This is a genomic window from Parachlamydia acanthamoebae, from assembly GCF_000875975.1.
GTDB lineage: Bacteria > Chlamydiota > Chlamydiia > Chlamydiales > Parachlamydiaceae > Parachlamydia > Parachlamydia acanthamoebae.
In genome coordinates this window covers 154691-178287 of the sequence record NZ_BAWW01000002.1, presented here as the reverse complement: position 1 = coordinate 178287, position 23597 = coordinate 154691, and the positions used below count along the sequence as shown (strand labels likewise).

The 23597-nt window shown below is 38.2% G+C and carries 15 protein-coding genes; 6 read left to right on the top strand and 9 right to left on the bottom strand.

Going from position 1 to position 23597, the window contains the following annotated elements; genetic code table 11:
- Positions 1 to 420: 420 nt before the first annotated feature.
- The 5 genes from AOM43_RS00915 to AOM43_RS00900 are packed head-to-tail and all read right to left on the bottom strand — an operon-like array spanning position 421 to position 3962.
- Positions 421 to 1353 carry a Rossmann-fold NAD(P)-binding domain-containing protein gene (locus AOM43_RS00915; RefSeq protein WP_226987345.1) on the bottom strand — a complete coding sequence of 311 codons (933 nt, stop codon included), beginning with the start codon at positions 1351 to 1353 and terminating at the stop codon, positions 421 to 423.
- Between the two features lie 5 nt (positions 1354 to 1358).
- Positions 1359 to 2243, bottom strand: a complete 885-nt coding sequence (locus tag AOM43_RS00910) for a PhzF family phenazine biosynthesis protein (protein ID WP_013924975.1) — start codon at positions 2241 to 2243, stop codon at positions 1359 to 1361.
- A 2-nt stretch (positions 2244 to 2245) separates the two neighbouring features.
- Positions 2246 to 2455 carry a hypothetical protein gene (locus tag AOM43_RS13595; RefSeq protein ID WP_226987344.1) on the bottom strand — a complete coding sequence of 70 codons (210 nt, stop codon included), beginning with the start codon at positions 2453 to 2455 and terminating at the stop codon, positions 2246 to 2248.
- 3 nt (positions 2456 to 2458) lie between these two features.
- Positions 2459 to 3367 (bottom strand): aminotransferase class I/II-fold pyridoxal phosphate-dependent enzyme, encoded by a 909-nt coding sequence (locus AOM43_RS00905; RefSeq protein WP_226987343.1) that lies wholly within the window; start codon positions 3365 to 3367, stop codon positions 2459 to 2461.
- A 1-nt stretch (position 3368) separates the two neighbouring features.
- Complete coding sequence (locus AOM43_RS00900; protein ID WP_059358676.1) at positions 3369 to 3962, bottom strand: helix-turn-helix transcriptional regulator; 594 nt, start codon at positions 3960 to 3962, stop codon at positions 3369 to 3371.
- Between the two features lie 410 nt (positions 3963 to 4372).
- Between AOM43_RS00900 and AOM43_RS00895 the strand changes: the two genes are divergently transcribed.
- Positions 4373 to 4954, top strand: coding sequence for a hypothetical protein (locus tag AOM43_RS00895; RefSeq protein ID WP_013924978.1), 582 nt, complete (start codon positions 4373 to 4375; stop codon positions 4952 to 4954).
- Positions 4951 to 5745, top strand: a complete 795-nt coding sequence (locus tag AOM43_RS00890) for an MBL fold metallo-hydrolase (RefSeq protein ID WP_006340313.1) — start codon at positions 4951 to 4953, stop codon at positions 5743 to 5745. The genes AOM43_RS00895 and AOM43_RS00890 overlap by 4 nt, the downstream gene beginning before the upstream one ends.
- Here the strand turns inward: AOM43_RS00890 and AOM43_RS00885 are convergent.
- Entirely contained in the window at positions 5703 to 6473 is a 771-nt protein-coding gene (locus AOM43_RS00885; protein WP_013924980.1) for a hypothetical protein, read from the bottom strand. The genes AOM43_RS00890 and AOM43_RS00885 overlap by 43 nt on opposite strands.
- Before the next feature lie 67 nt (positions 6474 to 6540).
- On the opposite strand from AOM43_RS00885, the gene hflX reads away from it, so the two are divergent.
- Together hflX and radC are read left to right on the top strand one after the other, a co-directional pair.
- Positions 6541 to 7851, top strand: a complete 1311-nt coding sequence (gene hflX, locus AOM43_RS00880) for a GTPase HflX (protein ID WP_013924981.1) — start codon at positions 6541 to 6543, stop codon at positions 7849 to 7851.
- On the top strand, positions 7848 to 8564 hold the full coding sequence (gene radC / locus AOM43_RS00875; protein ID WP_006340316.1) for a RadC family protein: 717 nt from the start codon (positions 7848 to 7850) through the stop codon (positions 8562 to 8564). The genes hflX and radC overlap by 4 nt, the downstream gene beginning before the upstream one ends.
- A gap of 49 nt (positions 8565 to 8613) precedes the next feature.
- On the opposite strand, the gene AOM43_RS00870 is transcribed toward radC, so the two are convergent.
- On the bottom strand, positions 8614 to 17766 hold the full coding sequence (locus tag AOM43_RS00870) for a DUF3638 domain-containing protein (protein ID WP_059358675.1): 9153 nt from the start codon (positions 17764 to 17766) through the stop codon (positions 8614 to 8616).
- 479 nt (positions 17767 to 18245) lie between these two features.
- A complete protein-coding gene (locus AOM43_RS00865) occupies positions 18246 to 18842 on the bottom strand; it encodes a hypothetical protein (protein ID WP_006340318.1) in 597 nt (198 codons plus the stop codon).
- Positions 18843 to 19083: 241 nt separating this feature from the next.
- Between AOM43_RS00865 and AOM43_RS00860 the strand changes: the two genes are divergently transcribed.
- Together AOM43_RS00860 and AOM43_RS00855 are read left to right on the top strand one after the other, a co-directional pair.
- Entirely contained in the window at positions 19084 to 19830 is a 747-nt protein-coding gene (locus AOM43_RS00860) for a gamma-glutamyl-gamma-aminobutyrate hydrolase family protein (protein WP_006340319.1), read from the top strand.
- The gene (locus AOM43_RS00855) at positions 19817 to 21118 is read left to right on the top strand and encodes an APC family permease (RefSeq protein WP_013924985.1); all 1302 of its coding nucleotides are present in this window, start codon (positions 19817 to 19819) and stop codon (positions 21116 to 21118) included. Before AOM43_RS00860 ends, AOM43_RS00855 begins: the two co-directional genes overlap by 14 nt.
- Positions 21119 to 21216: 98 nt before the next feature.
- Here the strand turns inward: AOM43_RS00855 and AOM43_RS00850 are convergent, their stop codons facing one another.
- On the bottom strand, positions 21217 to 23520 hold the full coding sequence (locus AOM43_RS00850; RefSeq protein WP_059358674.1) for a protein phosphatase 2C domain-containing protein: 2304 nt from the start codon (positions 23518 to 23520) through the stop codon (positions 21217 to 21219).
- Positions 23521 to 23597 lie beyond the last annotated feature (77 nt).

Below are 23597 nucleotides of genomic sequence, written 5' to 3'. Positions count from 1 at the left end.
TTTTGAAAATATTTTTCAAACATTGCTAAGAACAGATCGAAAGATGCTTATTTTAAAAATTTTTATCTATATGAATCAAACTTCCATATTTGTTCAAATTTTGCCACTGGCATTTTTTTAAGTATCCATTTTAGCGGTCTGCTTTTATAAATCCTAAATCGGTTTTTCTTCCTTGAAGGCAGCAATCATAAACTTTGTTTTCCAGCGAGCGAAAAATTGGCATCTATTTTGCAGAAAAATCTTTAAAAATGACAAGGAATTTCCGGCAAAAATTAAGCTAATAATCACTGAAAATAGTTCAGTACAACTTATTTATTTAACAAAAGAAATATTCGATAAATGTGTTAAAAATTAAGTTTCCGGTCCTTTAAAATTTTCTTCAGATGAAGAGGTACAAAATTACTACCTAAATACGCAATTTTAACCATCCTTACTAACAGACATTGCGATTTGCAAATCTTGTATCGCAATACCTGTTAAATCAACGATCGTCAATTGATCGTCTGAATGTCTTCTCTTCTGAGGATTGAGAATCGCCTCTCCTAGCTCAAATATTTGACTTGATTTGAGCCTTCCCTCTTTGAATGCATATGAAGTATCTCCAAATTGAAGACATTGTTCTCGGCTATCGACAATGATCCGATCTGCCATTGAAAATAGCCTCGGATCGAGCTCTTGCTTTCCTACGTCGTCTGCACCAACTGCAGTAATGTGAGTTCCCTTTCTAATTTGGCTCGCAAGTAACAAAGGGCTTGAGGCTGAAGTTGTTGTCACAATAAGATTACACTCAGCACATAATTGCTTTAAATTGAGTTCTGCTTGAAGTTGAAATTCCGCAAGCTCAGGATTTTCACAAAACTTTCTAATTTTAGATTCATTGCGTCCCCACACCTTAACTTTGCGGCAATTCGTCACGTATGGGAGCAATTTGAGCTGCCAATAGGCTTGCATTCCTGTGCCTACGATTCCAATGCATGAGATGTTTTTAGGCGCAAAATACTTAGCTGCTATACAGCCTGCCACTGCTGTACGGAGATCTGTTAAAAACCCTTCATCCAGCAAAAGGACCTCTGGTTTTCCTGTGGCTTTATCAAACAAAAGCATTAAGCCATTTCCACTTGGAAGACCCAAGCTTGAATTTTCATAAAAGGTGGAAGCGACTTTAACAACGTAGTATCTCCCCTTTTTGGTATACCCATATTTGATATGGCTATCTCCGGGAGGATGATCAAAATAGAGAGTGCTTACAGGAGGAACCACGGCTTCCCTTTGGCTGTAAATCACAAATCCCTCTTCAATCGCATTTAAAATGGTTGGAATGTGAAGTACCTTTTGGATGTCTTGTTTAGTCATGATTTTCATGTTTCTATCTCGTCAAATACACCTCGAGCAACCATGCAAACATCCCCACCAACTTTCACCGAGATGATCTGATTCGTCTGGCCACTGACTTGCACAAAAAGCTGACTTGGACGTTTCAAAAAACGCCCTTGATTAATCACAAATTGATTATTGATTGCTGTAATACCGTGTTGAACTAAATAAGCTCCAACGGGTCCTGCTGCGCTGCCTGTTGCAATATCTTCTACTCGTCCATCATTATCCCAAGTTCTTCCTTCAAGTGTCGACACTTGTAAAATGTAAGCAAATTTGGCTTTCACCGAAGCGAGCAATTCAGCTAAATTGCGCGAAACAATGCATATTTTCTGAAGATCACATGAAACAGGAACGATCAAATAAGGCAAGCCCGTCGAGATAACCTGCATAGGTAAGTTAGGATGAATATCTCTTGCTGAAAGATTTAATGCCTTTAAGATTTCCAACGTGTGTGATCGCTCTAAAGGAGGGTAAAATTGTGGCTGTCCTTGTTCCATGGTTGCATGGTAATACCCCGCTTTTTTGACTGTCTCTACCTGGACTTGTTTGTTTGGTAAATCAAAAGTCCATGCACAAGCTTCTCCATTTTGCAATTCATGTAAAAAACAGGCAGCGCCAAGGATAGGATGACCCGCAAAATCTAATTCTTCTTCCATGGTAAAAATGCGAGCCTGAAATCTTGTGGGGTCATGTGTGCCAGACAAAAATATGGACTCGTATTGCCGCAATTCTTGTGTCAGCTTTTGCATGAGTTCGGAATTCAACGGCTCATTATGCATAAAGACCGCTAAACCATTGCCTGCTAAAGGAACCTTACTGAAAACATCGATTAATCGATAATGGATCGGATGTGATTTGAATGTCATGGCTATCTCAAGTTACTTTGAATGTATTCTTCTAATCGATTTAATGCTTCAGGCATATTTTTTCTGCCAAAACCCAAGCGAAAATGATTTCCTGGATACTCATAAACGGATCCAGGCAACAATAAAACGCCAGCTTCATGGATAAGATCTTCTACAAAATTTTCTATTTTAATCGGCTTTAAAAGTTCTGGAAAGGCGGTTGAGCCTGCCACAGGTCATTTCCATCGAAAAATATCTGAATAGTTTTGAAAAAATGTGTCCAGAAGACTGAGATTTTCTTCGATAATCTGCATGTTACGCTGAATAATGCTATCTTTTGCGCGTAAGGCAATAACCGATAGAATTTCACTAGGTCCACTGTTACAAAGCGATGTATAACACTTGAATTCCATGCATCTTGCTAACAATGATTGATCTTGCGTTGCTAACCATCCTATCCGCGTGCCTGCTAAACCAAAAGTTTTTGACATCACGCCTATACTGATAGCTTTCTCATATAAATCCGCAGCAGGAGGCATCGCAAGAGGAGATCTTTCAGAAAATCGGTATACTTCATCAGAAAGCAGATAAGCCTGCACAGCTCGGGCACACGCCACAATTGCCTCAAGTGTTTCTTTATCAATCGTTAAACTTGTGGGATTATGCGGAAAGTTAATGATGATTAAGCGCGTGTTTGGCCTGATGAGTTTTTTGATGTCATCCACATCAAACACCCACTCTCCCTGTATGTCCTTAATTGGAAAAAGGGAAACCTCTGCTCCTAATGCTTTTGGTAAATCATAAAAGGTTTGATAAGACGGAGTCGGAGCAATGACATGATCACCTGGTTGTAAAAGAACATGTATGGCAGCAAAAAGGGCTTCGCCTGCCCCGGCAAATGTTCCGATGCCACCTTTTTTAACCCTTGTATAGAGATGCGAAATCTCCTCCTTAAGCAAAGGATGACCTGTAGAGTGTGTATAGCCTAGATTTAAATTTTCCCATAAATGTTTTGATTCACAATCGCAAAAGCTTAAAAGTTCTTGTAACGTTAAGGCTTCATTATCAGAAGAGCAAAGCAAATAGGGAGCTTTAAATTCCCACGTATTGAAAAAATTTTCCAATTTAAAAAAAGGAAGACGCATATTACCTCAAGTAATTATACAGGGTGGCTCTTGAAATCTCTAAAACATCTGCGATGTAAGAAGCTGCATTTTTAGCTTGGAAAGCCCCTTCTATATGCAGAGCTTCAATCAATTTTTTCTTTTTTTCCTTTGTGAGGGTTTTCAAGGATTCACCATGCTCCTGCAGATAAATAAAAACATATTCATTAATCTTTTCACGCCAATCATCTTTAAAAAGAGCCTCTGGCTTAGTGATTTCCCCTATTTGTTCCATAAAGCCCTGCAGAAATTTTTGCATGTCTTCCCATTTTGACAAGTCCACATTGATGCATAGTAATCCTATTGGATTGCCCTTCCGGTCTCTAAGGGTTGCCGTCACACAACGCATTCTTTTTCCATCCCAGTTCGTCTTAAAGTAAAGGGGAAAAACATCCGGAATTTCTGAAAGATTTTTTATTTCATCAAGCAAAGATTCATCCCCGACTTTTCTTTTTGAAAGATTATTGACAATGTGAGCAATACACCCCGTTTTTAAATCATGAATAACCACTTCTCCGTGTGGATGAAGAAGTAATCCAATCGCTTGTGCGATGGCAAAGAATTGTTTTAAGTTCATGATATTCCTCCTGTAAATATACATTTATGTCTAAATTAGATTTTTTTGTCTATTTTTAAATAAAAAAAGACACAACTCCCTAAAAGCTATGTCTTTTTTTTAAATTTAAATACTTTGAGGAATCTGTTCAAGAACTCCACTGCGAATATTCGATCCAGCTATAAACGCTTGTAGACATTCCACAAGTGCTCCTTTTATATTAAGTCATTTCGTAATGACATTAGGATTAGATATAGAGAATTATTCGTTTAAACATCAATATTCTCAAATTTGCAAAGAGCTTTAAGAATATGTTTTTAAAGCATAATTATGAAAAAAAAATCCATTTGCTTTAAGAAAAAAAGTTTAGATAGACAGGAAAGAAAAAAATCAGAAAAATAAAGGCTAATCATGGCAAGGATGTAAAAAATATGGATTCGAATCAAAAAAAAGACATTTCAAATCTTTTGATTGTGATGACATCGGCTATCGGATGCGCTGTATTAGCGCTGGGTTACATGATGTATACGTCACAATCTGAAAATCAATACCTCCTAAATCACATTCTCATTTCTCCAGATGTTATCCAAACTCTTAACTATCCCCTCGCAGAAAATCGCAATAAAAAAGCACCTGCATTATCTTTCAAACGAATCGAATATTCTTACTTCGATTCAGAGAAACACCAGTGGATCACAAAAGAAATTTCGTCGGCAAAATATGCGGATCTTTATGCTTACATTGCGTCTGATAAAAGTATAGAAACACCTTCCGACGACATGATTGACGCCTTTTTACACCCCCAACCAATAAAGCTCACTCTTTTTGTCGAAGAACGGTCCTCAAATCAAGCCTCTCCTCTTAAGAGCATATTTCAAGAAGTCGATTTTTCGGCTAAAGGAGATTTTTTTCGTGTTCAATTAAGAGAGCAAACCTTAAATTCTCAACAAGCTTATTTTTATCATCCGCACATTTATGCAATTGTGCAAAAAATACTTAATGAATCGCCATGAAAACTACAGGTCAATTTACTTTTTTAGGAACAGGCGGATCCATGGGAGTCCCTGTCATCGGTTGCCATTGCGCAGTCTGTTCCTCTCCTTCTCCATTTAATAAGCGGATGCGTCCTTCCGGATTAATTCAACTTGGAACTGAAAAAATCTTGATAGATGCAGGACCTGATCATCGCAATCAAGCGCTTATCAATCGAATTGACCGCTTAGATGGGGTGATTTTTACTCACGCCCACCATGATCATAGTGCGGGAATTGATGACTTACGCGTTTATTACATGCATACCCACAAAGCTTTAGAATGCCTGATGTCAAAAGCAACATATGATGAACTTAAGTATCGCTACGCCTACATCTTTCAACCGCAAGAACACTACAAGCTCACCACAAAGATGCATATCCACTTGTTAGAAAATGAAAGAGGCAAAGTGAATTTTCTGTCTGCCAAGCTTCGCTATTTCACCTATGAGCAGGGTGGTATGGCTGTCAATGGTTTTAAATGCGGAAATCTAGCCTTTGTTTCAGATATTCGACATTATCCTGAATCCATTTTTGAAGACTTGTCTGGCACGGAAATTTTAATTATTAGTGCCTTGCGCTTTACTCCTTCCCCTTTACATTTAACTGTGGACGAAGCTCTCGCTTTTGCTGAGAAAACACAAGCAAAACAGGTATGGTTTACGCATATTGCGCATGAGCTTGATCACGAAAAAACAAATGCCTATCTTCCAGAGCACGTCCGCCTGGCTTATGATGGCCTCGCATTCGATTTTTTACCCGAATTTGCATAAACAACCCGCATTTTCATGTATTCTTGGACATCTTTCATCGAAACATATACCCCAATACCTGCGTGAGAAAGACTTTGTAATTTTTTACTGCGCTCCGGCATGAAAACTGCATTAAATATTTCTGAAAGCGTATAGCTATTAAAAAGCTCGCTAGTTAGAGTGACAGAGTTAAATTGGCGATTATTTTTTTCATAAAAACTTTGGACATAATTGATTATTAAAAGTTCTCCTGTTGCTTTAACGGCTGTCGGTATAAATAGTGCCAAGTTATGTGTTCCTAGATGATAGGCTCTTCGAAAAAATTGCTCGTCCGTTAACTCATCGTAAACATTCATGGCACGCAAAATTCTGACAAATTGGTCAAGGCTACAACTTGGATTTTTTCCAGGACAACTTGAACAATAGGCATTTTTTAGATGTATCGCTTGAGTCAATTTATTGATTGTCGAAACCATTTGATAAGAAACATAATCTGAACTTTCAATCTTTGCTTTTAAGCTATAAATCCTTTCTGAAATACATGTTGAATAGGGATCTTGGGGTTGATTGGGCACATCAAATTGACTCAAATCTTTCACTCGTTTTTTCCGAATGAGTGAAACACATTGATATCCAGCCCAAGAAGTTTTGGCAACAGCATTTAGACTTTCATCATCCAGTTGTTCTAAGGGGAGAAGAATTTCTTCCATGCCACCCCAATTAAAAAGTGAGAGATTTGCAACTTCCATAAAGCACCTACTAGAAAAAATATGAGAAAATGTTTAAACTTCTTTTCTGCTATCCGGGAGGAAAAAAGTGCAAAAGGGGACTAAAATATCAAGTGAAGAAGAGAATGCGCAAGAGAAAAGAAAAGCTTTGCTTGTTTCTGCATTCAATGGAAATGATCAGCGCGCAATTTGCGAAGAACATCTAGACGAACTAGAACTACTTGCTGAAACATATGGGGTCGAAATCGTGGCAAAAGTCCCCTGTCTAATTCGTAAGGTTGATGCGGCGACTTTCGTTACTCAAGGTAAGCTTGAGGAATTAATCACGCTCAGTAAAGAATGCGCTGCTGATCTTATCATTTTTGACGATGAAATCTCACCCAGCCAACAACGCAATCTCGAAAAAGCCTTTCAGTTAACCGTTATGGATCGAACTGAAGTGATTTTAGAAGTCTTTGCGCAACGTGCCAAAACCAAGGAAGCACGTCTACAAATTGAATACGCCCGCGTTAAGTATCAAGCGCCAAGACTAAAACGTCTATGGTCTCACCTATCTCGCCAGCACGGATCGGGAGGAGCTGGTGGAGGAGCCTATCTGAAAGGAGAAGGAGAAAAGCAAATTGAAATCGATAGACGCTTAATCAAAAAGCGTTTAGAGCAATTGCAAAGTGAAATCCAAGAAGTTAAAGAGCATCGTGAAATTCAACGTGTGGCGAGAACCCGTTCTGCAATCCCAGTCTTTGCCTTAGTCGGCTATACGAATGCTGGTAAATCCACACTGCTAAATGCCCTAACTGATGCTGATGTATTTGTAGAGGATAAACTTTTTGCCACATTAGACACAACAACTCGAAAATTTCCTTTGTCAACGGGACAAGAAGTCTTAGTCACTGACACTGTAGGCTTTATTCGCAAGCTCCCACACCTTCTAGTCGCCGCATTTAAAAGCACACTTGAAGAGGCCATTCAAGCAGATATCTTGTTGCATGTGATTGATGCGACACATCCCATGGCTCTTGAACAAGCCAGAACGACAATCCAAGTGTTGAAAGAGCTAGGCGTTGGAGATAAACCCATTATCACCGTTTTAAATAAAATTGACCAAGCAGAGCAAAATGAGTTGACCACACGCTTAAGGCTAGAATATCCACGCACCGTCCCTATTTCGGCTTTGCATCGGCGGGGATTTGAAGAGCTGGAAGAGATGATGCTGCGTGAACTCAGCCAGCAAAGAAAAACTTTAAATCTACGTATTCCACAAAGTGAGTATGCCCTTGTGAGCGAAATTCGTCGAAGCGGCAATGTGATTAGTCAAGATTACGAAGAAAACGATGTGCTCATTGAGGTAGATCTTCCTGTAGCTCTAGCCAATAAATTAAAAAATTATGTGATTTCATGAATGAAACGCAGGCTTTTTATTCTGTTTTAAGCCTTCCTGCCGCTGAAAGACCAAGAGAAAGACTTTTACAGCATGGAGCTGATGTGCTTTCCTCGGTTGAACTCATTGCTGTCCTACTAGGAAGTGGAATGAAAGGCATGCCCATTTTGCAACTATCTCAAGAGATTATGAGCCGTTTTGGCTCCTTGCAAAATTTAGCTGACGCAACCATTGAGGAACTGTGCCAAATCAAAGGTTTGGGCACAGCCAAAGCCATTCAACTAAAAGCAGCATTAAATTTAGGAAAACGTTTATCTAGAACCCAAGTTTCTGCCAAATTTCAAATTCGAACGCCTCTACATGCCTACCATTTAGTGAAAGATGATCTGGAAAAGGCTATGCAAGAGCATTTTTTGACAATCTTACAAGATGTCAAAGGCTATGTCATCTGTTCCCCAACTGTTGCGCTGGGAACACTAACAGCTACCGTTGTGCATCCGCGTGAAGTTTTTTATCCAGCCATTCGGCATCGCGCAGCGAGTCTGATATTGGTTCATAATCATCCAAGTGGCGATCCCACCCCTTCAAAAGAAGACCTTGATGTGACAAAAACCCTTGTTGCAGTTGGTCGGCTTGTGGGAATTTGTGTAAACGACCACATCATTATTGGGAGGGACAGGTACGTTTCGCTGCGTGAAGAAGGATTTGACTTCTCCCGCTTCCCTAAAACTTAATTACTGAAAGATCACTGAAATAGTGGTCTGAATAAAAAATCTTTCGATCTTAGCCTGCTTTTTTCTGTAATTCTTTAAATAGCTTTCGTAATGGACTGTAAGGATAATTTTGTAAATCTTCGGGACGCGACTTCAAGATCTGATTTTTGAAATAATTCTCCATTTCAAAAGGGTCTTGTTCAGAAAGCCAAACGATAAGCTCTCTAAACTCATCTTCGGGATAATGGTCATGCTCTCCATTAAAGAAGCGTATTTGAGCCAGAAAACGGTTAAATCTAGGTTGGATTGAATCAGAATTAGTCAGTAAAGGTCCAGAAACAAATTTTTTCAAACGCAAATCATAAATGCTCTGTGATTTATCAGGCTTGCTAAATTCTTTAAAAAAATCTAATGTATCTAGGATAACCAATTGCAGCTTATCTTTCCAATTGATCTTCACCCTAATATAGTGCACGGGGTTTTGCAAACGATCGAACAATTGTCTTTGTTTCGATAATTCATTCCTATTATAAGGGAAAAAATTCTCCGAAAAGCTGATATTCCGATCAAAAGCTTTATGAAACTTATTAAGAGCATGCTTGTCAGGATAATTAATCCAACTATAGTATTCACGAGATGCTTGACTTTCTATCTCTATTTCAACTTCAGTTTCGGTTTCAATTTCAGTTTCTGTCTCAATTTCAACTTCTTGATCTAATAGCGGACTACTCCCTCCAAATACTTTTATGGGTAATCGTAGAAGCAACTCTGGTGGATAGCTAAGTTTCGATAAACGTTCTCTCGCTTTGGACAGCTCTAACTCATTCACCATTTCCAGATAACCATCCTGCAAAGTTTTCAACTCGGTTTCCGGATCTTTATCCATACGATTAATCATCGCATTCATGGCAAAGTAAGAGCCGGGGATAGATAGATCGCCCTTTTTTTCTGTGACTAAAATCTGATGTTCCACAAAGTCTTCTCGATATCGGCCTAACATGGCTTCTAACCCAATATTCTCGGCTCGTGCTAATAAATCTGCAATCATCTCACTGCGCACAATGTCGCGCAATTCGTGTTTTTTTGCGCGAAACAAATCGTCCGCTTCTCTTTCAACACTATTTTGAAGAGACTTCTTAATCAGATCTGATACATCCTGAACTGGATCTTCCTTCGGAACAATGTAACAAGCGCGTTGATCTGCCCTTCTTAAACGGCCCACAGTTTGAAGTACTTCCTCAAATAGCTGCTTACTATTCGCTGTAATAAGGGCTCTAGCTCCAGGTGCCATTTTAAAATCAGCCCCTCTTGCACGGCTTTCGTCAAAAAAACCACCCAATTCACTAGGCTTTAATCCCGCTGCTTCAGGAGCAAGAATCCCTTTTCGCGTATGTACTTGCTGACGATTCCCAGCACCGCCTAATAGAACCCCTTGGATGCGAGAACTAGAAGGTTGTCCATCTAGCAATTGCTGAGAAGGAACTCCAAACGGCATTCCATGGAGGGCCGCCACGCCAGCTCCATCAATAACAACCTGAATATCTGAATCTGTTTTCACAACCTCAGAAATTAATGTTTCAGGATGTTCAGGATTATAGCGTAACATTTTTGGAATTGAACCATCACACGCTCCACTTTTTAGCAGCATTGCTGTCACCATTTTGCCTGTTGCTCCTTTATCTTCCGCGCCTTCAATTTGCATAGAAGAAGGGAGCGCATGCAATGAGCCTAATGTCGCAGACGCACCAGCGGTGTGTTTAGACATGGCCACTAAATTATGGCCGTCGCAACTAATTTTGCCTGTTGAAACTTCTAATTTCGCCAAACAAAGCTCTAGAAAACGTCGAATACGAAGAGGATCTGCATTGACTTCACGGATTAAATCGAGGATTTGGCTTGGCAATGTTGCGCTAAGCTTTTTCCCAGGGAAAAAGCTTTCAAACACTTTAGCTTCAGGGGTTTCATCCATACTTTCATAAAATCCATTCATGACGGCAGCTTCAGCCGTATTTTTCTTGGAAAAAATCCATCGATGAATAAACTCTTCCCTTTCCCCTGTCTGGTAATGATCTTGAATGGTGTAATTAACACGTTCAAGAATTTGCTCAAATTCAGAGCTTTCACGCGGAATGTCACTTGCAAGGCAAGGCACTGTATGTTCACCATCCTTGGAGCGAATATATCTCACCTGACAAGTTTTAGATAATGTCAGAGGTAAATAAGTGCAAAACTGATCTTTAAGAAGAGCTATCTTGTCTTTCTCTTGTGGCAACCAATGTTGAACTTCTGCAAGAAAATCTTCACTCTCTCCCAAAAAGTAATCTTTTAAAGCATCTATAAAAGCTTCTTTGCTTTCGTTTTGAATGCCTCGCTCATTGGCTATTTTTTCTGCCATTTGTGCTGCGACTCGCTTAATTACCTTATCTCGTTGCACTTCTGTTAACGATTCGCCTTGCAAGTTGCGCTGTAAACCTAGCTCAGGATCTGCTAAAAGGAGATCATATAATTCCAGGCTTGTTTGCCAAATAAATGGTGGAATGGGTTGAGCTACACCCACTTTTAAATGCCTTTCTTCCCGCTGATTCAGAGCTTTATCGAACTCATCCAGAATGGTTGATTGATGTTTTTGCATGAGCGCTCGAATTTTTGTTAAATAAATTAGGTGCTCTTTTTCAATGGGAGAAATCTCTTTTGGTGATTGCCTGGATTGTTGATCAATCAGACGAATCCATTTTTGCTCTAAAGCCTGTTGACTTTCAATCGTGGAAATCACCACGCCCTTTTTCATGATGGTATGCAATAAATCTTCGTACATTTCTTTAAAAAGAGAGATCTGGCCCAATGGAGAATGATTGTCTGGAATTTGTATGGGAGTAGACATGTTAAATTGAAGCGGATAAATACTTCTTTGACAGATTTTACCCAGCTTGTTTTTTAGATCGTGCAAATTCTCTTCAAAAAGTTGTTTAGGAAAGTTGACTGTTACAAGATTCGTACCGTTTGCTAGCATCAAGGCACTCAAAACCAGAATAACAGTAGTTTTACCCGCCCCAGTTACGGCTTGCCTTACACTGTCAGGATTTTGGATAAAGTCTTGAACCATTTTGAGTTGACCTTCACGCAGAAGAAGATTAGACATATACTCAAACAATAGTAGCTGAGGGCTTTCTTGAGGATTATATTGTCTTTCTGCTGTCAAAAGCTCGTACAAAGAAGCTTCAGCCATAGGGGAAGATCCCTCTTTTTTATCACTGAGTTGTTTGATTTCATCCAGAGCGGCATCGATGCGTTGAAGATCGGTTATAATTAAGAGATAGTCTCCTAAGGCATTCTTAAGTTTATCGAATTCAATCCCCTCGGGTAAGCTTTCCGTCAAACTTTCTAAATCATTTTGCAAAAAATGTTTTAATAAAAGTTCTAGATCAATATTTATCACAGCTTTAGCTTTTTGCTTTAAAAGATAGACAGGAACACTTTTTTCTTGCACAAGAGTCAAAATAAGTGTACGGGCAGCCTTTTGCTTTGCATCCCATTGAGCTCTTTTTTCCCACAGATTTTTTTCTAATGTAGCACGAGAGTCTTCTCCTTTTATAAACATCATGGGCGTTTGCGCTTGTATACGCTCTTTTGCTAATCGCATCTCGTTTTCAAGCTCCATTGCCGCCGCACTTAAAGCAGCGTTTGATGCCTGCTTTAAACTGGAAAGATCGAGAACCGGAATGGGAGGAATCACGGTATTTTCAATAAAAAACTCTTGAAGCTGCTCTTTCGAGTAAATGGAATGTCCAACAGAAGGATCAAGTGAAACGAGACTCATGAGAGGCTTTTTTATACTTAAAGCTTGTTCTAAATCATCTAAGCTTAATTCGTCATATATAAGATCCGGATTTTTAGATTTAGCCTTCGCTAAACACTCATCAAATTCTCTCTTTAATTGCATAACATCATATTCAATCGCAGACACTTTCACATTTTCATCTGAACCTGGATGCTCTTGCTCAAAATTTTCCACAAGATTTTCCAACTCGCTAAGGAATGTCTGTAAATTTTCCACGGTTTCTTCATATTGTCCTTTCTCTTCTTCATAAAATCTACTCGCTTTTAAATAGAGATCGGGGACTTTTGGAAAAGGAATTGAATCACCCGTCTTTCGTATATCGAGAACTTTTATCAAGTATTTTTGCAAAGTCTGATAAAATTCAGGCCGACGGACATGCGCTCCTGCTCTGGGATCTTTTAAATCTGGTAATGAACGCAAGGTGAGTTCTAGACGCCGAAAATTTTGGCTTGTAACATCCTTGTCAAGGATCGTTTTGTAGATCTCAATAAACTGAGTTCCCAGCTGCGACGCATCTTTAGAAAGAAATTTGTAGGTAGAGTCTTCTTGTCTCTCCCTCAATTCACGTAACAAATCATTACTAAATTTGGAAATTTTTGTTTCGATTTTGGAATCTTGAAAATAAGCTCGCTCAGCCTTTAAAGGTTTCATCTTACGAGCTTCCTTCCTTTGTAATAGCATAGGAGCATTGGCAAGATAAAATTGCTCATCATATTCTTCCAAAGCTCTCAAACAAAGCAATTCGTGCTCTGCAGAAATTCTTTGCAAACCTGAAATTTTCCCCCCATATTGCAGATATTCTTTGTAAAGCTCCGCCATTGCCCTTGTGAATGCATGCTTATGGGCTCTGGGCGCTAATTTTTTCCCAATTAAGGCTGCCTGAAGCTTAAGAGCAATGTTATCTGGTGTCTTAATCGAATCATCTGTTATGAATTTTTGAAGGGCATTAACGTCTCCCTGAACCCATTTTTTAGGATTTATGGTTAACGAGAGAAGAAATTCTAAGCTTCTTTCTGGCTGATTTAGCAAATGAGCGACTCTGGCAAGATATGTATAAGGCTCTATCGATTGCTCGGAGATTTCTTTTAGATTTAAACTAATAGGGTCTATGTCAAAAATCCAATAATCTTGCTTTCCTTCTTGAGCACTCAATTTCCAATCGGATCTTACAGGATCTTTCTTATCTAAAGAAAGGAAGTGCCCCTTTAATGTACTTTTTATCGCATTAAAGAATAATCGATAGGAAAACTCAAGTATATTAGGTTCGATTGTTAATTGAGGGACAATGAGTCTATGTTGCGAAGCGATCTTTGGATGAGTTAGAAGCAAAGCATGCGGAAGACCTTTTTTTAAGGTACTTTCAGAAGGGGTCACTTCTAAAATCCAACCATTCAAAGGAGAACTCGCACACACAACTTTTCCATCTCTCTCAATAAAATCTAAGCCGTAGCGCGTTAACTCAACTTTTTGAATTTTGCTTTTTGTCTTCCAAACTAAAATATTTGAAGGCGAATCCAAGCTTTTTAACTGTTGCCATACGGGATGCATAGAATCGGTCAAGGACCCCACTTTCGCTTCTTTTTGTTCGTTCTCAACTCTTAAATCTATGACATGATCAATAATTTGTTTGCTTTTGCCTTGTTTTAGAGAGATCCAATAAAGAGCATTTCCCTTGTCATCCATCACAAAAAAATGGGAAGGCTTTCTGGAGTCTACCCAAAAACTGTAGTTTGGCTGATCTAAAAATTCAGAGAGTTTTGACTCACTTTTTGCCTTTTTATATTGCTTAATCGCTTTTAAAATGGATTTTAAACCAACTTCTGCGAGTTCTTCTCCCTTGTCCGACGAAGAAGATAAGGCGAATAGGCTTTCCTTAGGAACATATCGCAACCAATATTTTTTCTCTCTGCTTGTGATTTCCCTGTACACACACACATCTTTCTGTGAAGAAGCAACAACAACCACTGCTCGATTTTGAGGATCATCTAGATGGTAAAAATCTGCTGCATCACGTTGCGTATGCTTAGAAGAAAAGCCTACAATACTCATTTTAGCTAAAGCCTGACCAACCACCGGATTTTCTTTAATTTCAAGAGGCATACTTTGCGTGGACCAGCCTTCTTTCTTATTATTCAAAGTTCCTTTGAGCAAATCAATTTGGTAATCGCCGGCCATATAAAGCGGGAAGCTTCCTACCCATTCTTTTCCTGGTGGTGGAGAGTTTGTTAAAAGACAGATTGAATCCAAAACTTTTTCAAGTACGGGTTTTGATTCCGCTTTTTCCAAGAATAATTTAATCGGATTTTTCCATTTTTCACGCAATGTACGGACACGAATTTGTTGTAGTGGATCCAATTCATATATTTCGGCTGAAGTACTATTTAAAATAGCATTGCCCTCTAAAAATTCCACAATTTGCTCTGTACTTAGTTGATCTAAATTCTCATACATCAGCAAAAGATGGGTCCAAAGAATATGGCGATATTCAAATTCCGGATTTTTATGATCTAAAGATGCATAGGCCCATTCTTTAATTAACGGAGTATAATCAGGAAATTCAAAATCAATGCGATGATTTTGAATTAAATCAGGAGAAAGATTTTCAAGGCTCTGCGCTAAATAAATCATAAAAAGAGTTTCCGGAATCTTTCCACGATTACTAAAAAGTTTAAATTGCTCTTTGATCCAATCAGCTAAAAGTCGTGCGAGTTTTTCATTATCTTTCAAATGATTGTGAAGTGTATTTTTTTCATAATCATATTCATCGTGATACCCACCAAAAATGACGTGCTCAAGTAACGCCCGTACATCAGGAATTTCTAAAAGATAGGGTTTTTGCTTAAGTAACCCCATTGTTTCAATAATGCCATTTTTACCTACAGCAACAAGTAAATCTGCAAGATCAGGCTTTGATAAGCTCGGTAAGTTTTTTGCTTCTCGAGGAAAAGGGAAATCTAATCGTTTGAGCAAATCTGCAAAAATTTTTTCGGGATTGTCTCTAATCGCTTCTTCCGTTTTAAGGCTACGTCCTCTTTTATCTGGAAATTGACCATATTGAGCTGCCGCACGAACAGGAGCATATTGATATTTTTTATTCCTTGCAGAATGAGCCACTTCGCTCGCTTCATTGGCAATAAATTCTACCCCCAACATTTTAACTTGAAAAATCCTTTGGAAAAGTTCCATTTGCTGATCCAGAGCTAAAACTTGTAGAGGAATACCAACTTTATTTGCAAATAACTGTAGTGGACGTTGATACCTAACAGTGTCTTTTTGGTCTTGTGATTTTCGACTTCTTTGATATGGATAATCTCTACTTTCTATTGTTAAAATTTTTTGTGAAGGCCTTGCATTGCTAGAAAAACTTGAGATATAGGTTGTGTATCCATATTGATCAATAATTTCGTTTCTTAATTGATCTTCTCTGATGGAGTAACTTCTTAAACGCGCGCTAAAATTTCTTAGATATTCACTTAGGACTTGAGGCCAAAAAGTTATCACAACACTATCATTGATTCGCGTTCGATCAGAATCAAGCCGAACCAGATATTCTTGCAAAATCCCAACTTTGATAACCGTCATCAGTTTTTCGGGATTTACTGTCTCTGTTTTAAGTGCAGATTCAACTAAAAACTTGCTTATTTTTCCTAATTCGACGCAACAAGTTTGCCGAAGCTCTGGGGACATTTCATCCCAATTAATGGATCCTCCTTGATAGTCATATAAATGTTCGGTTTTTTGCGGCTTCGTGATTTTAGGAAGTTCAATCGCATAGACAAAATCAAGGATGCGATTTTGTAAGTCATAATCCTCATTTTTACTGTTTAGCTCTTCGCATTCTTTACATAAGCCAGAAAGTACTTTCGGAATCGAATCGATGTTCAGCTTATAAGCATATTCATTTTTTTCTTTTGAAATACTCTTTTGAAGGATTTCTTCTGGTATATCTATCCTTATTTGAGTCTCAGGCATAGTGGAAGAGCTTGTTTTAAGACTAGTAATCCACTTGGAATTGAAAGGTTTAACATTCAATTCCTTCTTGTGAAAAACAAAAGGGGTAATCCTGCTTTTCTGCAAAAAGGGATTTTTTTTAGAGGTTCGCACCTTTTCGTTTTTAGCCTTTGCAATCGTCCGCTCGATTGCAGCGCATTCTCTATTTAATACGGCTATTTCAGCTTCCGACAATTGTCCTTCTGCAAACATTAAGCTTGTTAATCGACTGACATTTTGAACCCCTTCTTTTAGAAGAAGTTGATTAGTCAAATTATTCGATAAATCTTTTTTTACGACTTCGAAAAATTCGAACAAGGTATTAACCTTGATTTGCAGTTTGCGCCGCTCCTTAGCTGGTAGTGACACTTTTCCTCCCATTCCAATCATATCAACCAACATCCAAACATTTTTTGTTTGCAGTGGGTTCTTTAGAAATGATTGATAGTTTTCGATGGGCTTAGGAGATTGATCTATTCGATCGGCAAAAGGTAAAAATAGCTGACTTAATGAATTAAAGTCTGGGGAAACCGTATTTGGTTTAACTTCCCTGCCAATTCCGGAGGCAAGGGGAAGCTGCAAAGATAAAAGAGCATTTAACCAATCTAGGTTTGAAATTTCTTCGGCTGTTAGATCATCGAAAGTTGTTTCCGGATATATTTTCAACTTTCCAGCAGAAGCAAGCGTCGCATGAGGATTTACGGACAAATCCCGTGATAAAATTCTTATTTTGTAAGATCCCGATGGATTTTTTGTTATTTCATATAAAGCTGGATGAATTTGCAATCCTTGTCCCCATCCTCCAGGCAAAATACACGATATCCCAGAAGGAAGATCCTTAATTGTTTGACTAAGATTTTTACAGAAAACATTTAAAAGCTCAGCTCGTTTCCCCGGGTTGGAAAAAGTCCCAATTTTTTCTAATTCTGATGACCACTTTGCACATTTTTGAAGCGACTTAATCAAACCCTTAGGAGGTGCCATTTCTCCTTTTTGAGCTTTCAAAAAAGGGATCATGTACTTCAAAATTTGACTTAAGGGCGCTACCTGCAATCCAGGATATGCTGCTGATATTCGATCTGCATGGATAGCAGCCATTAAGCGTTGATCAACTTTTGGTGAACGCTTTGGCCAAAGTTTTCTTAATATAAATACGGATTGTTCAAAGAAATTAACAATTCTTCCCATTACGGTTTCATGCCGCCAGACTTGCTGAGACGGGAGTGAACGTTTTGGGAGAGTTGAAATAGGTTCTGTTTTCGGGGATCTACCAATGATTGGCTTATCACTTGTTTGAGTCGCTTCCTCCGAAACAACTTTAGCGTGAGGAACTCCAAACGCATCCCTTGTTGCTTCGATCCATCGTTCAGGTTGACCATTGTCCGTTCTTATCATTATATTCTCCCGATTTAACGCTCTTATACTTAGCCAAACTTTTGAAAATGAATAAGTTAAATCTGCGCGCAACTAGTAATTTAAATTAAATACAATTAATTTTAAATCAACGAAATTATCATGTTTTACAAAAAACCACATAAATTATAACAATATTATAATTTATAATTACTTTATCGTACATTCTCAATTGGGATAACTTACTGCAGATATGCATGGAATGAATCAAATCGATTTACGAGAGATTTCGTCTTAACTTTTATTAAATTTAAGCCACCTATCCATTATTGTTTTTTATCGAAATTTAAACTGATTTTTTACTATAAATAGAGAACCAGAACTCGCTTAGAATACCCGCAATCGGGCTGTGGGATTCCTCTTTCAAAGGAAGACCTTGTGTTAGTTGGTTGGCTTGTGGAAATTTGTATGTTTCGCTTCGTGTGGAAGGATTCGGCTCCTCCCTACTCACCCAAACTTTGTTATTTAGGAGAACTCCAAATACAAAGATTACGGAAAACTTTTTTTACTTTCTCAGAATTTACAGAAGAATCAGAGTCCTCCATCGCAGAATTCGTATATAGGGTAAACTTTCTTGCATCTGTCTCAAAATATATTGGAGCATCTTCTTTTTTGGAATTTTTTATCCATAGAGCCAAAGTGGCAAGCTGCTCGGGTGATTGCGCATACTTGTATGCCGCACGTTTATATAAAGACATCCCTGGACGGAGCAAAAATTTACCCGCTATATCACAAACTTTTTTGTGCACTTCTTTGTCTTCAACTTGAAAATCGTAATGCCACAAATAGCGACATACGTCATAAAGATCGAACTTCGTATGTGCTAATTTGCCTTTTCCAAACCACGAGAGAATCCTATTTTTAATGGTATAATCATCTTTATTGATATGTACCAGCGATTGCGACTGCGTTTTTTTATCTTTTTTTATACCCAACAATTCTTTGTCTGCATCAAATTCATGTAAAGTTTGGACCACTTTATCACTCTCATCAATCTTGTCAGTTGTACGGGTAAAATCGGGATAAAAATCTGTATATTGTGGTGTTAATAAAAACATGATGGTCTCCTGCATAAGCCTATTTTTTAATTATAACCATTAACATTATTATAAATAATAATATTAGAACAGACAAGAGTAATTACGCTCCATTCAAATGAATTAATTATTTTTAAATAGATTTATTGCAAAGTTAACCTATTGTGGATATGTATAAAATTGAATCAAATTGACATTTTGTGAGACAATTTGTTATAATTTTTATTTAAAATTTAATCTTTCTATCAATTATTGGTTTTTCATGCGTACAAAAAAAGCAATTATCGGGATTTCAACTAATTTTTTATTAGAAACAGCGGGACCAGAACTCGGCCAAGAACGTGTATACGTGAATTGTTCCTATATTGATGTGATCATCCAGGCTGGCGGAATTCCTTTAATGCTGCCTTTCGTGGAAAATGAGGAAATTGTCCGCGAACAGATGAATCAGATTGACGGACTCATCCTCTCAGGTGGCATTGATGTGAATCCTTTGCTTTATGGAGAACAACCCCATCCCATGATTGGGACTATTTTTCCGAGACGAGATACCCACGAACTGCATCTTGTGCGAATTGCACAAGAAACGAACAAACCAATTTTAGGAATTTGCCGAGGTTTGCAATTATTAAATGTCGCATTTGGGGGAACTCTCTATCAGGATATTCCACACATGGTGAATACAGGGATTCAGCATTGCCAAAAAGCGCAAAAGCATGTCCCTACACACCAGGTTGATTTAATGTCTGGCACCATTTTAGAAGAAATCTTTGAAACATCGTCTCTTTTGACAAATAGCATTCATCATCAAGCAATTAAAGAACTCGCGAATGGTTTTACTGTCAATGCTAAGACAAAAGATGGAATGATTGAAGGAATAGAGAAGAATGATGGGCACTTCATGCTTGGTGTCCAATGGCACCCTGAAATGATGATCGCATCAGATACCAACATGCAAAAAATATTTAATTACTTTATTCAAAAAGTGAAGGATTATGGGTCTATCTAACTCGAAAAGGCTCGGTCTTTTAAGTATCATCCTGCTGGGAATTAACAGCATGATCGGTACCAGCATTTTTATTCTCCCCGGAAAAGTGATGGCTCTTGTCGAAACGTGGGGACCTTTTCTTTATCTTTTAGCCACTCTTTTTATTACATCTATCGCTCTTTGCTTCGCAAAATGTGCCTCTCTCTTCAATAAAAATGGGGCTGCTTATCTGTATGCCCGTGAAGCCTTTGGAGATTTTGTAGGATTTGAAGTTGGAATGATGAAGTGGGTAATTAGTATTATTGCATGGGCCACTTTAGCTGTAGGTTTTGCAACAGGATTAAGTACTCTAATTCCCATCCTGGCTGAAGAACCATTCCGCAGTTTTTTAATTGTCGGGCAGATCACCTTTTTCACAACTTTGAATCTACTGGGAATTCATTCATTTAAGTTTTTGAATGATATGATTACCATTACCAAACTGATTCCCCTGTTATTTATTGCTCTGATTGGCCTGTTTTTTTTAAAAAGCGAGCATTTTGTCTTAACTCCCATTCATGAAATTGAGCAGACCAATTTTAAAGAAGCACTCCTCATGGTTTTTTATGCCTTTACGGGATTTGAAACATTAGCTGTTGCAGCCCAAGAAATGAAAAATCCTCAAAAGAATATTCCTATCGCTTTAGTGATTGTGATTGGTTTTTGCTCCTTGCTCTATTTTTTAATTCAAATTGTCGCCATTGGTGTTTTAGGACCTCAACTTGCCGAAAGCGTAACTCCTATTTCTGACATCGCACATGCATTAGGCGGACAATGGGGCAAAAATGTGGTAAATATTGGGATGCTGATTTCAATTGGTGGGATTAATTTAGTCGCTTCATTTATGAGTCCGAGAGTAGCCGTTGCTTTGGCAGAAGATCAGCTCATTCCATCGTTTATCGGAACTAAGAATCGGTATGAGTCCCCTTATGTAGCTGCATTGCTAACTGCATTATTTGCATGTGCTATCGCTTTATCTGGGAACTTCTATCAGCTTGCGATTTTGAATGTTGTCGCGAGATTTACACAATATATTCCCACCTGCTTAGCTCTTTTAGTTTTGCGCAGACGTGAAGAGTGGAAACCGTTAATCAATGGTCCATTCTATGTGATTATTCCTGTCGCTGCCTTAATCTTGAGTTTTTGGCTACTTTTACAGGTTTCATGGATTCAGCTCAGCGCTGGGCTAGGTGCCCTTTTAATGGGGGTCCCTCTTTACCATTTTTTCAAGTGGAAAGAGGCTTCAGAAACTTTACCTCAAACGGATTAGTCCATTGAGTAAAAATCTCAAAAAGCAACTTCCAATTGATATCAAGATTTGAGTTTATCTAATTGTTGTTTCTCAATTAGATAAACTCAAATCTTGGCTTATTTCACCGTTACAGCAATTAAGCTGAAATCATCCGGCTTTCCTGCACGATATCCAAGCCACAAATGCGCTTCTTCAGGAATTACATCCCAACTTGCAAACAAGTGTGTGAGTTCTTCACTTTCTTTATCAAGACCAGTCGTTTGAATCGCGAAGTCTTTATATGTTTCCAAATTTTCTCTATACAATTTATCTAAAACCTGGGCTTTTTCTAGTTCTTGCTGTGCTTTTAATGTAGCAGAAAAAGGGGAGATCTTCTCATTGACCATTCCATCAATTTGCAGTTTGAGCTGTCCAGCTTCTTCGTAACCCGGTCTATCTTTGAATTTATCAGAAAGTCTAACATCTTTACTAAACCATTCATGTGCAAGTTTAGGATCTTCATCCCAACTTTTAAATAATTGTGTGAGTTCTTCACTTTTTCCATCAAGATCGGTCAGTTGAATAGCAAAATCTTTATATTTTTTTAAATTTTCAATACATAGCTCATCCAAAATTCGATCTTTTTCCTGTTGATACAAAGATTTTAGTCTTTGATCGATGTCTGCGGCTTTAGCTTTCGCAGATTCCTCCATCTTTAATACGAACAAACTCGCCTCAATAAAAGGTGATTTTGTACAATGCGTGTATATTGTATCTGCAATGTCAGCTCTATCCATTTCTTCAAGTAGATGTTCGGAATAAAGAGTATGCAACTCCTGAAGAAGGGCTTTAGATTCTTTGCTAAGAGAGCCCTGCCATTCTCGAGCTTTTGCTGCCTCCTCAGAATCATCTCTCCTTGTGTTGAAGGTCCAATCGCTGGGAGAAGTAGCCTGTAAAATCCATTCTTCAGGATTTTTAGCAAACGCTTTTAATTTAGGATGATTGTCCAGCTTGCCAGCTAAATCTAGCTCTTTAAGCACCTGTATGGGCGTTTTCCCCAAAGATTTAGCCTCCATATTGTCACCAAAGCCATCGGATCCTAATAAAATTGTATCCCCATTCCTAAGTTCTTGGAAGATGGGAACAATTTTCTTTATACCAGCTCCAAAAGTCGGTCCTGGATCAGAATAAGGGCTCTCAAAATTTGTTGGAGTCAAGTCTTTTGCGGTGCCATCTTCTTTTTTAAGCATTACACGTGCATCACCAAGACCAAATCCGATTGCATATCTCTTTTCACCGGAAGGTATAATAATTGTGCATGCCATTGTGGAACCGACCATTTGTCCCTCACTCCTTGTGACAAGTTCTGCTCGAATGATAGCCTGAGTCAGAGCCTCACCAATATCTTCCGATGAAAGATTTCCATTTTTTTGAAGTTTGACTAATTGCGTCGTAAGGATTTGTCTAAACCGATTTGTTAATTCTAAAGACCCATCATGAGAGGACTTTTTATTTCCTGCAGCATCTGCTACAATAGCAATTGTCATATCCCCAATATTGTCTAAAGCAACCCAATCCGCGCAGTATTCTCCTTCAGGTAAATAGCCTTTTGCTTGAAGGATAGCCATCCCATTCATTTTATCATGCGTTAGAGCCTGAACAAATCTTTCATCTTTATTCGCTACAAAACCAGATTCCGATGCCTCGAGAGCATCGTCAAGTGTTGCTATGGACTTTCCTTGGCCAATTGAAAATTTGAATTGCAATCCTTGTCCTGACTCTGCTATTTTTTCTTTTAATTCTTTTGTAGCTTTTAGGAGGGATTCGTTATTTCTCCCATTCTGAGGAGATGGATATTTTTTTCCTTTTAAATCAAGCACAAAATCTTTCTGCAAAAATTCTAATTCTACTGTATCAACATCTACAAACTCAAGCTCATCCTCTTTGACGCTTTGTGGTTCCATAAGAGGAGGAATTACTTTCCAGCCTTCTTGATCCTTTCGTACCCACACTAATTTATCCTGATGTTTTGCAAGAACTATCCCTCTTGGTAGATCTGCAAGACGTGTAATATGTTCGACAATTTTTACATATTCTGCAGGATGATTGAATAACCGCAAACTTGGATCCAATTTTTCTATGATGGCTATCTTTCTACCTTGTAGATTGGCCATTTTCACTTTAGTGCGTTGTTCGAAAATCAAATTTTTAATAATTTTATTTGTTGTTGCTTTGTAAATTTTATCAAGAGTATCGCCATCTAATATTTTAAGTTTATTAGCTACTTTTTGATCATTAATCCATACTTGTTTAGTAATACCTAAAATAATACGGTTAACAGTTCTCCCTAGGAGATTGCCTCCTACACATGACTCAACTTGTTTTACTGTTAGCTCTTTATTTCCAAACATTATTTTGGGTGGATCAATCTTACTTGTCATAGCAGCACCTTTGTAAATTACACATTATTAAAATAATTCTATTCATTCTAAATTTTAAACAAAAAAAAATAAAGAGA